Origin of the sequence: Spongiibacter tropicus DSM 19543 (assembly GCF_000420325.1) — a bacterium.
GTDB classification, from domain to species: Bacteria; Pseudomonadota; Gammaproteobacteria; order Pseudomonadales; family Spongiibacteraceae; genus Spongiibacter; species Spongiibacter tropicus.
The window spans coordinates 565,397-580,868 of record NZ_ATUS01000001.1 but is presented as its reverse complement, the minus strand read 5'-3'; the positions used below and the strand labels follow the sequence as shown (position 1 = coordinate 580,868).

The 15,472-nt window shown below is 56.6% G+C and carries 12 protein-coding genes; all 12 read left to right on the top strand.

Annotated features, from left to right (window positions below; translation table 11 throughout):
• Nucleotides 1-4: 4 nt before the first annotated feature.
• The 12 genes from rseP (at nt 5) to trmJ (ending at nt 15,471) form a co-directional block, all read left to right on the top strand.
• Complete coding sequence (rseP, locus tag G411_RS0102795; protein WP_022957653.1) at nt 5-1,363, top strand: sigma E protease regulator RseP; 1,359 nt, start codon at nt 5-7, stop codon at nt 1,361-1,363.
• Between the two features lie 83 nt (nt 1,364-1,446).
• Entirely contained in the window at nt 1,447-4,026 is a 2,580-nt protein-coding gene (bamA, locus tag G411_RS0102790; RefSeq protein WP_022957652.1) for an outer membrane protein assembly factor BamA, read from the top strand.
• A 30-nt stretch (nt 4,027-4,056) separates the two neighbouring features.
• Complete coding sequence (locus G411_RS0102785) at nt 4,057-4,566, top strand: OmpH/Skp family outer membrane protein (RefSeq protein ID WP_022957651.1); 510 nt, start codon at nt 4,057-4,059, stop codon at nt 4,564-4,566.
• A gap of 3 nt (nt 4,567-4,569) precedes the next feature.
• The gene (gene lpxD / locus G411_RS0102780) at nt 4,570-5,631 is read left to right on the top strand and encodes a UDP-3-O-(3-hydroxymyristoyl)glucosamine N-acyltransferase (protein WP_022957650.1); all 1,062 of its coding nucleotides are present in this window, start codon (nt 4,570-4,572) and stop codon (nt 5,629-5,631) included.
• A 3-nt stretch (nt 5,632-5,634) separates the two neighbouring features.
• Nucleotides 5,635-6,075 (top strand): 3-hydroxyacyl-ACP dehydratase FabZ, encoded by a 441-nt coding sequence (gene fabZ / locus G411_RS0102775; RefSeq protein ID WP_022957649.1) that lies wholly within the window; start codon nt 5,635-5,637, stop codon nt 6,073-6,075.
• The gene (gene lpxA / locus G411_RS0102770; protein ID WP_022957648.1) at nt 6,075-6,872 is read left to right on the top strand and encodes an acyl-ACP--UDP-N-acetylglucosamine O-acyltransferase; all 798 of its coding nucleotides are present in this window, start codon (nt 6,075-6,077) and stop codon (nt 6,870-6,872) included. The genes fabZ and lpxA overlap by 1 nt, the downstream gene beginning before the upstream one ends.
• A 39-nt stretch (nt 6,873-6,911) precedes the next feature.
• On the top strand, nt 6,912-8,078 hold the full coding sequence (gene lpxB, locus G411_RS0102765; RefSeq protein WP_022957647.1) for a lipid-A-disaccharide synthase: 1,167 nt from the start codon (nt 6,912-6,914) through the stop codon (nt 8,076-8,078).
• On the top strand, nt 8,078-8,707 hold the full coding sequence (rnhB, locus tag G411_RS0102760; RefSeq protein ID WP_022957646.1) for a ribonuclease HII: 630 nt from the start codon (nt 8,078-8,080) through the stop codon (nt 8,705-8,707). The genes lpxB and rnhB overlap by 1 nt, the downstream gene beginning before the upstream one ends.
• 45 nt (nt 8,708-8,752) lie before the next feature.
• Nucleotides 8,753-12,235 (top strand): DNA polymerase III subunit alpha, encoded by a 3,483-nt coding sequence (gene dnaE, locus G411_RS0102755; protein ID WP_037508645.1) that lies wholly within the window; start codon nt 8,753-8,755, stop codon nt 12,233-12,235.
• An 82-nt stretch (nt 12,236-12,317) separates the two neighbouring features.
• Entirely contained in the window at nt 12,318-13,268 is a 951-nt protein-coding gene (locus tag G411_RS0102750) for an acetyl-CoA carboxylase carboxyltransferase subunit alpha (protein WP_022957644.1), read from the top strand.
• 18 nt (nt 13,269-13,286) lie between these two features.
• Nucleotides 13,287-14,615, top strand: a complete 1,329-nt coding sequence (gene tilS / locus G411_RS0102745) for a tRNA lysidine(34) synthetase TilS (RefSeq protein WP_022957643.1) — start codon at nt 13,287-13,289, stop codon at nt 14,613-14,615.
• Nucleotides 14,616-14,667: 52 nt separating this feature from the next.
• Nucleotides 14,668-15,471, top strand: a complete 804-nt coding sequence (trmJ, locus tag G411_RS19075; protein WP_022957642.1) for a tRNA (cytosine(32)/uridine(32)-2'-O)-methyltransferase TrmJ — start codon at nt 14,668-14,670, stop codon at nt 15,469-15,471.
• Nucleotide 15,472 lies beyond the last annotated feature (1 nt).

Here is a 15,472-nt window from a genome sequence, read left to right as displayed (position 1 = left end):
GACGGTGCTAGAGATTCTTCAAACCATACTGATCACCATTGTCACCCTTGGGGTGTTGGTTTCTATCCACGAGTTCGGACACTTCTGGGTGGCGCGCCGCTGTGGTGTCAAAGTGCTGCGGTTTTCGGTGGGGTTTGGCAAGCCGCTGCTCAGCTGGCGCGATAAATCCGGTACTGAATACGCGGTGGCGGGGATACCACTGGGCGGCTACGTCAAAATGCTGGACGAGCGCGAGGGTGACGTGCCGGAAGATATGACTCATATGGCCTTTAACCGCGCAACGCCCGCCCGCCGTATCGCGATTGCGGCGGCTGGGCCGCTGGCTAATTTTGCGTTGGCGATTGTTGCCTACTGGGCGATTTTCATGAATGGCGTGGGCGGTGTTGCGCCCATCGTCGGTGACGTCATGCCTGGCTCACTGGCTGAGCGGGCAGGACTGGAAAGCGGCCAGGAAATTGTTGCCGTAGACGGTGAAGAGACGCCAACCTGGGAAAGCCTGCAAATGCAGCTGCTGGAGCGGATTGGTGAGACCGGCAATCTGACGCTGTCGGTAAAATGGCCCGATAGTGACCTCACTTATCAGAATACCGTGGCGATTGACCGCTGGATGCAGGGACTGGAAGAGCCCAACCCTCTGTCGGAGTTGGGTGTCACGCTGTATATGCCCGAGTTTCTGCCAATTGTTGGTGAGGTGGTTGATGGCAGTGCGGCGGCGCGAGCGGGTTTGAAGCCCGGTGATCGTATTGTCAGTGTTGACGGTAAACGCATTGAAGACTGGCAGGGCTGGGTGCAAATCGCTCGGGCGAGTCCGTCGATAACGTTGGCGCTATCCGTGGAGCGAGACGGACAGCCGCTGGCGATCAGCCTCACGCCCGAGCGCAAGCTTGAAGATAATGGGGTGGCTGTGGGTTTTGTTGGGGTCGCAGCAGAAATTCCAGAGTGGCCTGAGCAGATGCGTCGAGAGATGCACTACGGCCCGGTTTCGGCTATGACGGCGGCGCTGAACAAAACCTGGCAGATGAGTGTCTTCACTCTGGAATCGCTGAAGAAGATGTTGACCGGCCTGTTGTCGCCGAAAAACTTGAGTGGCCCGATAACGATTGCTAAAGTGGCCGGCTCTTCCGCACAGTACGGGTTTTTCTCCTGGCTGAATTTTCTGGGCTTGCTGAGCATCAGTTTGGCGGTATTAAATTTGTTGCCGATTCCCATATTGGACGGTGGACACATTGTTTACGCGACGCTGGAGTGGTTGCGTGGCAAGCCGGTAACAGAACAGGTTCAGGCATTGGCAAACCAAGTCGGATTGGCGTTGGTGGTCGGTGTCATGTTTTTTGCTTTATATAACGATGTATTGCGCCTCTGATATTCGAGCTTAGCGATATTTTTTAATCAGTGGCTCGCCCGGATCTGAGCGGGTGAACCCCTAGCCTTGGTTGCTGGTTTTTGATGAAACGTATTTTCCTGTACGCAGTTCTTTTTTGTCTGACAAGCCCCTATGCCCTCGCTCAGACCCGTCTTAACGATATTCGGGTAGAGGGCCTGCAGCGTATCGCCGCGGAAACCGTGTTTTCTGCCCTGCCGTTGAACGTGGGTGACCTTGTTACGCAAGAAGCGATCTCTCGCTCGACGCGAGCGTTGTTCGCGACAGGCAACTTTGACGATATTCGCATAGGTATCGATCAGGACGTGCTGGTCGTCAAGGTTCAAGAGCGTCCTTCTATCAGCAAGATCAACATTGAAGGCAACAAGGCTCTGGCAACCGATGCGCTGATGGATGGCCTGAAAAATGCCGGTCTTGCAGAGGGGCAGGTCTTCAAGCGCGCGACCCTTGAAAATATGCGCATGGAGCTGACCCGTCAGTACGTGTCTCAGGGAAGATACGATGCGGGTATCGAAACAGATGTTGTCGCTGAACCTCGCAACCGGGTGTCAATCTCCATCAATATCGATGAAGGCAGCACGGCATCGATCAAGCACATCAATATTGTCGGCAATACCGTCTTTGACGATGAAACACTCCTGGAACAGTTTGAATTGAAGCCTGCTGGCTTCTTTTCTTTTTTCAGTAGCAGTGACAAGTACGCCAGGGAGAAGCTGAAAGGCGATCTGGAAAAGCTTAACTCCTATTATCTCGATCGCGGCTATCTGCAATTTAATACCGATTCCATCCAGGTATCGATCAGTCCCGACCGCAAATCCGTGTACATCACCGTCAATGTCACAGAAGGTGATAAGTACACCGTGAGCGGCGCGGAGCTGTCCGGGGACCTGGTGCTTCCCGAGGACGATCTGAAACGCTTTATTCTGGTGCGTGAAGGGCAGGTTTTCTCGCAAGCCCTGGTGACCAGCACCGAAGAATTCATGGTGAAGCGCCTCGGTAACGAAGGCTATAACTTTGCCAAGGTCCGAGGCATTCCCGAAGTGGATGAAGAGGCGGGCACGGTTGCCCTGAAGTTCTTCGTCGATCCGGGTAAACGTACCTATGTTCGCCGCATCAGCTTTGAGGGTAATGCGCGAACCGCCGATGAGGTGTTGCGTCGGGAAATGCGCCAGATGGAGGCGGCACCCGCGTCCGCAGACAAAATTGAGCTATCGCGAATTCGACTCGAACGGCTGGGTTACTTCAAAGGTGCACAGGTCGAGACCAACGAAGTTCCGGGCACTGACGACCAGATTGACCTGACCTATACGGTCGAGGAGCAAAGCTCGGGCAGCCTGGGGGCCAGTGTGGGTTTCTCTCAGGACAGCGGTCTGCTGCTGAGTGCCAATATCCAGCAGAACAACTTCCTCGGCACCGGTAAGCAGGTAGGTTTCGGCGTGTCGCGCAGTGACTTCCTGCAAAGTGCCAGCTTTAACTATGTTGACCCCTACTTTACAGAAGACGGCGTGAGCCGGGGTTTCTCGGTATTTTACCGCGCGACGGACTATGAAGAAGTCAACGTTGCCAGCTACACCACTGATACCTACGGCACCAGTGTGAATTTCGGCTATCCGATTTCAGAAACACAGCGCTTGGGCTTCGAGCTGGGCTATACCTACACCACGATCGAAGCGGGTGTGGCGGCAGTAAAAGAAATTAAAACCAGCCCGCGTATTCTCGATGCGATTGATCACTACTTTGTCAGCCAGATGGACAGTAGTACGGGTCGGTATACAGTTGCGGAAGTTTTGGAAGACCTTGAAAACCTGCCTGACAGTGCGCTCGTCGACAGCACGGAGCCGGGTTTCCTCGATGAGTACGGTGATGAATTCCATAACTACACGGCAGGCATCTCCTGGCGTCAGTCAACCCTGAACCGCGGTCTGCTGGCAACCCGTGGTGCTTCTCAGTCGGTGTCACTCGAGGCCGCTATTCCCGGCTCCGATCTGGAGTATTTCCGACTGACTTACAATGGCCAGCTCTATGTGCCGGTAACCAACAGCTTGACCCTGCGTTTCAGAACCGAGTTGGGCTATGGCGACGGCTATGGGAATATCGATAAACTGCCGTTCTTCGAGCACTTCTATGCGGGTGGTTTCAGCTCAGTGCGTGGCTACCGAGCCAATACCTTGGGCCCGCGCAGCACGCCGGCAGATATCTACAGTATCAGTCAGGCCGCCACAGCTATCGATGCGAGCGGTAATGCGACCGCCTTGTCAGCGCAGGGTGCGTATGTGCTGAATCCCGATACCGGCAAGCTGGAGGTCAATACCTCGTCGTTTGACGATGACTCTGATCCCTTCGGTGGTAACGTGCTGGTGGAGGGGAGTATTGAGCTACTGTTCCCGCTCCCGTTCGTGAAAGACCAGCGTTCCGTGCGCAGCGGTCTGTTTATCGATGCGGGTAATGTGTTCAGCACCAGTTGTGGTGCTACTCAGCTGAACTGTTCATCGCCAAAAGCCAGTGAGTTACGCTATTCGGCCGGTTTTGGTGTGACTTGGATTACCGGCTTCGGGCCGCTGACCTTCAGTCTGGGACGTGCCCTAAACGATGAGAAAATCGACGAGACCGAGATTTTCCAGTTCTCACTCGGTCGCACTTTTTAATTTATCCGAAAACTGTTTCAGGAGTCTGTCATGAAAACGATAAAATTTGCCGTCCTGGTTTTTGCCATGCTTTGGGGTTCAGTGGCGTTGGCACAGGGCCGCATCGCTGTCTTCGATCTGGAAGCGGCTGTACTGAACACCGACGTTGCCAAACAGCGCCTGAACGCGTTGCGTAACCAGAAAGAGTTCAAGAACAATGTTTCAGAGCTGGAGCAGGTGCGCAAAGACTACGAAAAGCTGGTAGAGCAGTTCCAGAAAGATCTGGAAATTCTCAGCGCCGAGCAACGTCAGCTGGCCAAGAACAAAATCGACACCAAGCGTTCTGACGGTGAGCATCTGGCACGTAAAATTGAAGCGGCTCAGCAGCAGGAAGTGCAGACCATCATGGCCGAAATCGGCCCCAAACTGCAAAAACTGTTGCCCGAAATCATCAAGGAAGAAAACATTGGTCTGCTGCTGCCCGCCAAAGCCGTTATGCACGCAGATGCCGGTTACAATATCACCGCCAAAGTGGCTGATAAGCTGAATCAGGCGAAGTAATCCATGCCCGACCAGAAAGTACTGAGCCTGGCCGAAGTGGCCGGGCTTTTGGGGTTGTCGCTGCATGGCGATGGCCAGCGGCAGGTCAGGGGAATCGGCGCACTAGACAGCGCCCAAGCCGACCAGCTCAGTTTTCTGGCAAACGCTAAATATCGCCGCTTGCTGGCTGAGACCCAGGCGGGAGCGGTGATTGTTCACCCTGACTTGTTGGCAGAGGCTCAGGCCGCCGGTGATGACCGGGTGATATTGGTCTCAGACAACCCTTATCTCGCCTATGCGAAAGCCAGTGCCTTGTTTGAGCCGCTGGAAAAACCCCGTGCTGGCGTCCACCCCAGTGCCGTTGTCGAGTCCGACCAAGTGCACCCCAGCGCCAGCATTGGCGCAAACTGCGTGATTGAGGCTGGTGCCGAGATTGGCGAAGGCACGGTGATTGCACCGGGAACAGTGATTGGTCGCGGCAGCCAGATCGGTAAGTACAGCTACCTGCATGCCAATGTCACGGTGTACCACGGCGTCAGCATCGGCGATGAGTGCATTATCCACTCCGGTGTGGTGATTGGTGGCGATGGCTTCGGGTTTGCACCGTCAAAAGATGGCTGGGTGAAAATTCACCAGTTGGGTGGTGTACGAATCGGCAATCGTGTGGAAGTCGGTGCCAACTCCTGTATCGATCGTGGCGCACTGAATGACACGGTAATTGGCGATGGCGTTATCATGGACGACTTTACGATGATCGCTCACAACGTTGAAGTGGGCGAGGGCACGGCCATGGCTGCCTGTAACCAGGTGGCGGGCAGTGCAAAAATCGGCAAGCACTGTACTTTGGCAGGGAATGTCGGCGTGGTCGGTCATATTCAGATCGCCGACGGCGTGCATTTAACGGCACGCAGTCTGGTAACCAAATCTATTGATCAGGTGGGCACCTACTCCAGTGGTGGCAGCCCTTTGATGGAAACAGCGAGGTGGCGCAAAAACTCCGCCCGTTTCGGCAAACTTGACGAGCTGTATCGCCAGGTTCAAGCCTTGGAAAAACAATTAAAAAAGCTACATGAGGACAAGAGTTAAGCCATGCTCATGGACATTAATGAAGTTCAGGAATATTTGCCTCAGCGTTATCCGTTTCTGCTCGTCGATAAAGTCATTGAACTGACTCCCGGTGAGTCTATCGTGGCCGTCAAAAACGTGACTGGCAACGAGAACCACTTTAACGGTCATTTTCCCGGCATGCCGATCATGCCGGGCGTACTGATTATCGAGGCGATGGCTCAGGCCGCGGGTATCCTCGGGTTCAAAACCTTGGAGAAAAAGCCGTCAGACGGTTCGATCTATATGTTCGCTGGTGTCGACAACGCACGCTTCAAGCGGCAGGTGGTGCCGGGAGACCAGTTGATCCTGAAAGCCCAGTATGTGTCCGATCGCCGGGGCTTGTGGAAATTTGAATGTCAGGCCTATGTAGAAGACCAGCTCGCCTGTTCCGCGTCCATTTTGTGTATTGATCGGAAGAAGTGATGTCGGGACATATTCACCCCAGTGCGCAAATAGACCCTCGGGCGATTATTGACCCCACGGCGATCATTGCTGCCGACGTCAAGATCGGACCATGGACGCTTGTTGGTCCGCATGTTGAGTTGGGCGAAGGCTGTGATATCCGTTCTCATGTTGTGCTTAACGGGCCTACGCGTATTGGCAAGAACAATACGATTTATCAGTTCTCCACGGTGGGTGAAGATACCCCTGATCTCAAGTACAAAGGTGAGCCCACCGAACTGATTGTTGGCGACAACAACATCATCCGCGAAGGCGTCACGATTCACCGCGGCACGGTGCAGGATCAGGGTAAGACCGTGATCGGCAGCGATAATCTGATTATGGCCTATGCCCACATTGGGCATGATTCTGTAGTGGGCGATCACTGTATTCTGGTGAATAACGCATCGCTGGCCGGGCACGTTGTAGTGGGAGATTGGGCGATCCTGAGCGGCTACTCGCTGGTCCACCAGTTCTGCCATATTGGTGCCCACAGTTTTTCCGGCTTTGGCTGTCACATCAGTAAAGATGTACCCGCCTACGTGACGGTTAGCGGCAGCCCTGCCGAGGCGAAAACCATCAACGTGGAAGGCCTGAAGCGCCGAGGCTTTTCCGCGGAGGCCATCGCGGCTATCCGCCGTGCCTATAAAATTATCTACCGGCATGGCCTGACTGTGGAAGAAGCGCTGGCCGCGTTGCAGCCGCTGATTGATGAGCAGCCTACCGTGGGCCTGATGGCCGACTCTCTGAAGAACTCCCAACGCGGTATTGTCCGCTAACGCTTGATACTGGAGCCGGCTCCGCCGGCCTGATGTGCTATGGCTTCATTGAAAATTGCGCTTGTTGCGGGTGAGGCATCCGGAGATATCCTCGGTGCCGACCTGATGAAAGCGATCAAGCGGCGCTACCCCCACGCGCGATTCGAAGGTATCGGTGGTCCGCTGATGCTGGCGGAGGGCTTTCACAGCATCTGCGATATGGACCGCTTGTCGGTAATGGGCTTTTCAGAACCGCTGAAGCGTCTGCCGGAGTTACTGCGCATTCGTCGCCATCTGAAACAGCACCTGTTGAACTGGCAGCCCGATGTGCTGATTGGTATCGACTCTCCTGATTTTACGTTGAATGTTGAGCGCTTTATGCGCAACCAGGGTGTGCCTACGCTGCACTACGTCAGCCCCTCGGTCTGGGCGTGGCGGCGCGGGCGCATCAAAAACATCGCCAAGTCTGTGGACCATATGCTGACCCTGTTTCCCTTCGAGGAAGATTTCTATCGGGAGCATGGTGTGCCAGTCAGTTGTGTCGGGCATCCCCTGGCCGACCAGATTTCTCTGGACGACCAGCGAGAGCAGGCCAGGACCGAACTGGACATCGAGGGTGATCAGCCAATGGTGGCGCTGCTGCCGGGTAGCCGGGGCGGCGAAGTGTCGCAGTTGATCGCGACGTTTTTGGAGTCGGCGCAGTGGCTGAGACGGGCATTGCCGAACATTGAGTTCATGGTCGCTGCCGCCAATGAAGATCGCCGTCGCCAGATTCTCGATGCTATCGCGAATCAGACGGCTGACTTGCCGGTGAGGGTGGTACTTGGGCAGTCCCGCACGGTGATGGCGGCATCCGATGCAGTGCTGATGGCGTCCGGCACAACTAGCCTCGAGGCGCTGTTACTCAAGCGGCCAATGGTGGTCTGCTACCGTTTTGGCAAGCTGTCGTTCGCCTTGCTGTCGCGCTTGGTGAAAACACCGTTCTTCTCACTGCCCAACTTACTGGCCAAGCGCTCACTGGTGCCTGAACTATTGCAGGAAGAGGTGGCTGCCGAGGTCATCGGGCCGCTGATTCTGGAACAGTTGAGCAACAGCAATGAGCGTGCGGCGTTGATTGCCGAGTTCCGGCGTATTCATGTGAATCTGGCGCGCAACGCCAGCGAGCAGGCGGCTGAAGTCGTCTTGCAGGTTGCTGGCAAGCCGTCTCGCGATGAGGCGGTTGAGTAGTGGAAACGGCGGATCTGTTTGCAGCGGTAGACGATTTTCCTGCCTTGACCGCCGGTGTTGATGAGGTCGGGCGAGGGCCGCTGTGTGGTGACGTGGTTGCCGCTGCGGTTATTCTTGATCCGGCGCAGCCTATCGCCGGCCTCAACGACTCCAAAAAGCTCACGGAGAAGCGTCGCGAGGCTCTGTTTGACGAAATTTGCGGCAAGGCGCTGGCGTTTTGTGTGGCGCGAGCCAGCGTCGAGGAAATCGACAGGCTGAATATCCTGCATGCCAGTATGCTGGCCATGACCCGAGCGGTTGAGGGCTTGCAGCGACAGGGGCAGGCGATAACGCCGGAGCTGGTACTGGTTGACGGTAATCGATTGCCGCGCTGGTCCTACCGTGCTCAGGCCATTGTGAAGGGTGATAGCAAGGTGGCAGCCATTGCTGCTGCGTCGATTCTTGCCAAGGTGGTGCGCGACCGGGAAATGTGTGAGCTTGACGCCCGTTACCCCGGCTATGGTCTGGCGGGGCACAAAGGTTATCCGACCAAGGCTCATCTGGAAGCGCTGCGTACACTGGGTGTTACGCCGATTCACCGCCGCAGCTACGCGCCGGTCAGGGCTCTGCTGGAAAGCGCCCAATCGTAATTTCTGGCCGCTATCAAGGCGGTGTATCACGACATAGGTATGACCATGCTGAATGAAAGTTTCGTTCATCTTCGCGTGCACTCCGAGTACTCGCTGGTCGATGGCCTGGTGCGGGTCAAAGACCTGTGCAAGCACACCGCTGCGTTGGGAATGCCTGCGGTGGCACTGACTGACCTGTGTAATTTCTATGCATTGATCAAGTTCCAAAAGGCCGCGCAAGGGGCGGGGATTAAGCCCATATACGGCAGTGATCTGCTGTTGCGCGACGATGATGACCCGGAACAGATAAGCACCTTATGCCTGTTGGTGCAGAACGAGACCGGCTATCACAATCTTACCGATCTGATTTCTCGCGCTTATCTGGAGGGACAGTGGCAGGGCAAGGCCTATGTCTACCGTAGCTGGGTGGAGCAGCAGAGCGAGGGCTTGATTGCACTGTCGGCGGGGCGTGACGGCGATGTCGGGCAGCTATTGGTGTCGGGTAAGCGTGAGCTGGCAGAGGCGCGGCTATCGCGCTGGCTGTCGGTGTTTGGGGATCGCTTTTACCTGGAGCTGCAGCGTACTGGTCGGCCCTACGAAGAGGACTACATTCACGATGCTGTTGCCCTGGCGGCTAAGCTATCGTGTCCGGTGGTGGCGACCAATGATGTGCGCTTTATCCACAGTGATGAGTTTGAGGCCCACGAAGCCCGAGTATGCATTCGCGATGGCCGGGTGCTCGATGATCCACGTCGGCCACGCAATTACAGTGATCAGCAATACCTGCGCAGTACCGAGGAAATGCTTGAGCTGTTCAGCGACATTCCCGAGGCGCTGGAAAACAGTGTTGAGATCGCGAGGCGCTGTAACCTGACCGTCAAGCTGGGCACCTATTACCTGCCTGAATACCCGATTCCTGAAGGTATGACGCAGGAGCAGTTCTTTCGTGAGTTGTGTCATAAGGGCTTGGATGAGCGGCTCGATTTTCTCTTCGATCGCGCCGCACCAAGCTTTGCCGATACTGAAAAGGAATACCGCGCGCGGCTGGATTTTGAGCTGGATATCATCCTGCAGATGGGGTTCCCCGGCTACTTCCTGATCGTGATGGACTTTATCCAGTGGGCCAAGGACCACGATATTCCAGTCGGACCGGGTCGGGGTTCCGGTGCGGGGTCGCTGGTCGCTTATGCACTGAAGATCACCGACCTCGACCCGATTGAGTACGACCTGCTGTTCGAGCGATTCCTCAATCCGGAGCGGGTGTCGATGCCTGACTTCGACGTCGATTTCTGTATGGACGGTCGCGATCAGGTGATCAGTTACGTGGCCGATAACTACGGTCGTGACGCGGTGAGTCAGATCATCACTTTCGGCACAATGGCCGCCAAGGCTGTTGTGCGGGACGTGGCGCGGGTGCAGGGCAAGTCCTACGGTCTGGCCGACAAGCTCTCCAAACTGATCCCCTTTGAAGTGGGGATGACGTTGAGTAAGGCGCTGGAGCAGGAGCCTGCTCTCAAGGAGTTTCTGGAGGCCGATGAACAGGCTCAGGAAATCTGGGATATGGCGGAGCAGCTCGAAGGGGTCGTGCGAGGTGTGGGTAAACACGCCGGGGGCGTGGTGATTGCGCCCAGCAAGCTCACGGATTTTGCGCCGCTGTTCTGCGACGAAACCGGCAGTGGTCTGGTGACCCAATTCGACAAGAACGACGTTGAAGATGCCGGGCTGGTCAAGTTCGACTTCCTCGGTCTGCGGACTCTGACCATCATCGATTGGGCGTTGAAAATCGTTAATGCCCAGCGAGCCAAGGTCAGCGAAGATCCGCTGGATATCATGGCGATTCCGCTGGAAGACAAGAAGACGTTCGATCTGCTCAAGTCCGCGGAAACCACGGCAGTATTCCAGCTGGAATCACGCGGCATGAAGGAGCTGATCAAGAAGCTGCTGCCCGACTGTTTTGAAGATATCGTCGCACTGGTGGCCCTGTTCCGTCCGGGGCCGCTGCAGTCCGGCATGGTAGACGACTTTATTAATCGTAAGCACGGCCGCGCCGAACTGGCTTTTCCTCACCCCCAGTATCAACACGAATGCCTGCAACCGATACTGCAGCCGACCTACGGCATCATCCTGTATCAGGAACAGGTTATGCAGATCGCGCAGGAAATGGGCGGCTATACGCTGGGCGGCGCTGACTTGCTGCGTCGGGCGATGGGTAAGAAAAAGCCCGAAGAGATGGAAAAGCAACGGGGCTTGTTCCTGGCCGGGGCGGTAGAGAAGGGCTTTGATCAAGAGCTGGCCTCCAACATCTTCGATCTGATGGAGAAGTTCGCGGGCTACGGTTTTAACAAGTCGCACTCGGCTGCTTACGCCTTAGTCTCCTATCAGACTGCTTGGCTGAAGACCCATTACCCGGCGCCGTTTATGGCGGCGGTAATGAGCTCCGAACTCGACAATACCGACAAAATCGTGGTGTTCATCGAAGAATGCCGCGAGATGAAGCTGGATTACAAACTCCCCTCGGTGAACGAGGGCGAGTATATGTTCACCGTGAATGACCGGGGACAGATTGTCTACGGTCTTGGGGCGATCAAGGGGCTGGGTGAAGGTCCGGTAGAAAATATTATTGCTGCAAGAAGCAGCGGTGGCCCCTTCAAGAATCTGTTCGATTTCTGCGAACGCACCGATCCGCGCAAGGTCAACAAGCGAGCGATTGAAGCACTGATTCGCAGTGGCGCCTTTGACGATCTCGGCGAAGACCGTGCGGTATTGATGGCGGCCATGCCCGAAGCGGTGCAAGTGGCGGAGCAGGCCGCGCGCAACAGCGAAATCGGCATGGTTGATCTCTTTGGTGACACTTTAGCGGTGGATAATCGCGATGTGTATGAGCCTTACCGCGATGCCCGGCGCTGGACGACCAAAGAGCGCCTGCAGGGGGAAAAGGACACGCTGGGTCTGTACGTGACCGGCCACCCCATCGACGATTACGAGGCGGAGCTGCGCCAGTTTGTGCCACGCCGCATTGTCGATTTGAATCCCGACAAGCAGGCGCAGACCGTTGCCGGTCTCGTGGTGAATATGCGCACCATGAAAAACAAGCGCGGCGATACCATGGCCTTCCTGTTGCTGGATGACCGCACGGCCCGAATAGAAGTGGCCCTGTTCAGTGACGTGTATGAAGAGTGTCGAGACAAACTGGTGAAAGACGCGGTGCTGGTTGTCGAAGGTGTATGCAGCTTTGACGAGTACAGCGGCGGCAAAAAAATGCGGGTCAAATCCCTGCGCAGTCTGGCCGAGGCCAGGGAGCACCACGCGCGGGAGCTTGAGCTGTTGATCGAATCAGAGCACAGCAGTGCAGAACAGTTGCAGCGGCTCAAGTCGGCGCTGGGCAGTGTGCGCGGGGGGAACTGCCCCGTGGTGATCCGCTACCGGCGTCCAGAAGGTGAGGCGCGGCTGAGATTGAGTGGCGACTGGCGCATACTTCCACAGGAAGATGTGCTGATTCGCTTGCGCGAAGACTGTGGGGCAAATAACGTGGTGATCAAATACGATTAACGTATAATCACCGGCATGAATGTCCCCATTTCTCATTGAAACTATGTGGGCAACACGTCAACAGAGCGAATAAAACAGAGCAATGAATCCGAACTACCTCGACTTTGAACAACCAATCGCCGAGCTGGAAGCCAAGATTGAAGAGCTGCAACTCGTCGGCAACGACAACGATATTAATATCAGTGAGGAAATCGCCAAGCTCAAGGACAAGAGCAGCAAGCTGACCGAGAAAATTTTCTCCTCGCTGCGTCCCTGGGATGTGGTGAAGATTGCCCGTCATCCTATGCGTCCCTATGCGCTGGACTATATCCGCCGCATTGTCACGGATTTTGACGAGCTGCACGGTGATCGCCACTTCGGTGATGACTCGGCGATAGTCGGTGGTATTGGCCGTATTGGTGACAAGCCGGTAATGGTGATCGGCCAGGAAAAGGGCCGCGGTGTTACCGAAAAAGTGAAACGCAATTTCGGTATGCCCAAGCCTGAGGGGTATCGCAAAGCGCTGCGTCTGATGGAAATGGCCGAGCGGTTCAACTTACCTATTGTTACTCTGATCGACACCCCGGGGGCCTATCCGGGGATCGACAGCGAAGAGCGGGGCATTTCGGAAGCCATCGCGCAAAACCTGGCAGTGATGTCCCGCCTCAAAACGCCGATCATCTGCATTGTTATCGGTGAGGGCAGCTCCGGTGGTGCGCTGGGGATCGGGGTGGGCGATCATATCGCCATGCTTCAGTACTCGACCTATTTCGTTATCTCCCCAGAAGGCTGCGCGAATATCATCTGGAAGAGCAGTGAATACGCACCTGATGCCGCCGAGGCAATGGGTTTGACTTCAACGGTGCTCGAAGAGCTGGGCATTGTCGACGCGACTATTCCGGAGCCTCAGGGCGGCGCACACCGCGACATCGACGAGAGCGCCAGCCGGGTTAAAGCGCATATTCTCAAGGAGCTGGAGAAGCTTCAGGCGCTTCCTGAGAAAGAACTGCTGGAAACCCGCTACGACCGATTGATGTCCTACGGCACCGTCTGATGATTTGCGCTGTGAGCCATGGCTGACGGCGCGACACTGATCGCGCAGCTCGAACAGTCGCTGCGCGATATTCTCCCTGTTCCCCGGTTGTGGCTGGCCTTCAGCGGCGGCATGGATTCGCGGGTACTGCTGTCTTTGCTGATGGAGCTGCGCGAACAGTGCAGCGACTTCCCGCCGCTCTCTCTGATACATGTTGATCATGGCTTACAGGCTGACTCCGGAGTCTGGGCTCAGCATTGTCTGGTGGTGGCTGAAACGCTTGGCCTTCCCTGTGTGATTAAGCGGGTCGTGGTGAGTCCGCAGGCCGGTGGGCAGGGGCCGGAAGCGGAAGCGCGGTTGGCGCGCTACCGGGTGTTTGAGTCACTGCTCGGTCGCGGCGAACTGCTGTTGCAGGCCCATCACCTCGATGATCAATGCGAAACCCTGATGCTCCGCTTACTGCGTGGTGCGGGGTTGGCCGGACTGGCGGCCATGCCTCATGGGCGCGCTTTGGGTCAGGGGCGACTGCTGCGGCCGCTGCTGACGACGCCGCGCTCACAGCTTCAGGTCTACGCTCACGCGCGAAATTTAAAGTGGCTGGAAGACCCCAGTAATCAAGATGCGCGCTATGACCGCAATTATCTTCGCCATCGTGTCATGCCGGCCATGGCAGAGCGCTGGTCGAGCTACCGGCAAGCCCTGTCGCGGGCGGCGGAGAATCTGCGTGACAGTCAGGCCTTGTTAAATGACTACCTGGATGCTGACCTGGCGCCTTTGCTCGATGGCAAGGCGCTGTCACTGGGGCCGCTCGGTGATCTGGCTGAGTATCGTCAGCTCGCCTTGCTGCGGCGATATCTTGAGCGCTGCTGGGGAGTCGTGTTGAGTCGCCCGCAGCTTGAGGATTTTGCCGGGCAGTTTTTGACGGCGGATGTGGATGCCGTGCCAGAGGTCTGTGTTGACGGTTGGCGGTTCTACCGCTTTGCCCGACAGTTGATCGCCGAGCCGGAAACCCTGGCGCAAGAGGGGCTGCCTGCTGTTCAGTCTTGGGGAGTCGATATGCCCTTGGAATTGCCTCAAGGGCGGCTGAGTGCGGCCCCCGGCGGCAGCTTCGCGCCTCGCGGCCGGGTGGAGGTCGCCTTCCGGCAGGGCGGAGAGCGCTGCCAGTTGGCGGGCGAAACTCATAGTCGGGCACTGAAAAAGCTACTTCAGGCTTGGCAGCTTGCCCCGCGCCGTCGCGAGCGATTGCCGTTGATCTATTGTGACGGCCAATTGGCTGCGATTGCTGATCTTGCGATATGCGAGGGGTATCTGGCGCAACCCGGTGAGCAGGGGGTTGCGCTTCATTGGCAAGATGCCGCTGATCGCTGACCCGTCATCCGGCCTCTGATAGAATGCGCCGCTTGCAAACAGGGCGGCGCTTATGACTCAGACAAACTCACTCGACAACATCCGCATCGTACTGGTGAATACCTCGCATCCGGGCAATATCGGCGCGGTGGCGCGTGCGATGAAAAACATGTGTCTGTCGCAGCTGTATCTGGTGGCGCCGCGCAAGTTTCCCCACGATGAGGCCACATGGCGTGCTGCCAGCGCCACCGATATCCTTGAGAATGCCGTGGTCTGCGAAACGCTCGACGAGGCGATCGCCGATTGCCAGTTGGTGGTGGGGACCAGTGCTCGTGAGCGTACAGTCCCCTGGCCGCTATTGGATCCGCGTCACTGCATGCAGGAGGCCTACCGAGAAGCGCAGGGTGGGCACAAAATCGCCCTCATGTTTGGTCGTGAAGACCGTGGACTGACCAACGAAGAACTGCAGCGCTGCAATCTGCATGTGCATATTCCCTCCAACCCGGAATACAGTTCGCTGAATTTGGGCATGGCTGTTCAGGTGATGGCTTATGAGCTGCGGATGCTGCAGGTATCGGGTGAGCTGGATGCCAATGCGATGGCGGAGTGGGATCAGCCGGTAGCGAATGCCGAGGCGCTGGAGCGCTATCTTGTTCACTTGGAGGAGACGCTGTACGACATTAATTTCCTGCGGCCGCAGGCGCCGAAGAAATTGATGTTGCGCCTGCGTCGCCTGTACCAGCGTACCCGCTTGGACGAAATGGAAGTCAATATTTTGCGCGGCATTCTCACGTCCACCCAATATTGGGTGCGCAAGGCCCGCGGCGAGGCTCTCCCGCAGAAGGGCGATGGAGCGGAAAGCGATGAATCGCTATAAT

Bases quoted from the DNA above. Each gene is read 5' to 3' on its own strand.
- bamA (WP_022957652.1), top strand. From the start codon at position 1,447: ATGAAACGTATTTTCCTGTACGCAGTTCTTTTTTGTCTGACAAGCCCC.
- G411_RS0102785 (WP_022957651.1), top strand. From the start codon at position 4,057: ATGAAAACGATAAAATTTGCCGTCCTGGTTTTTGCCATGCTTTGGGGT.
- lpxD (WP_022957650.1), top strand. From the start codon at position 4,570: ATGCCCGACCAGAAAGTACTGAGCCTGGCCGAAGTGGCCGGGCTTTTG.
- fabZ (WP_022957649.1), top strand. From the start codon at position 5,635: ATGCTCATGGACATTAATGAAGTTCAGGAATATTTGCCTCAGCGTTAT.
- lpxA (WP_022957648.1), top strand. From the start codon at position 6,075: ATGTCGGGACATATTCACCCCAGTGCGCAAATAGACCCTCGGGCGATT.
- lpxB (WP_022957647.1), top strand. From the start codon at position 6,912: ATGGCTTCATTGAAAATTGCGCTTGTTGCGGGTGAGGCATCCGGAGAT.
- dnaE (WP_037508645.1), top strand. From the start codon at position 8,753: ATGCTGAATGAAAGTTTCGTTCATCTTCGCGTGCACTCCGAGTACTCG.
- G411_RS0102750 (WP_022957644.1), top strand. From the start codon at position 12,318: ATGAATCCGAACTACCTCGACTTTGAACAACCAATCGCCGAGCTGGAA.
- tilS (WP_022957643.1), top strand. From the start codon at position 13,287: ATGGCTGACGGCGCGACACTGATCGCGCAGCTCGAACAGTCGCTGCGC.
- trmJ (WP_022957642.1), top strand. From the start codon at position 14,668: ATGACTCAGACAAACTCACTCGACAACATCCGCATCGTACTGGTGAAT.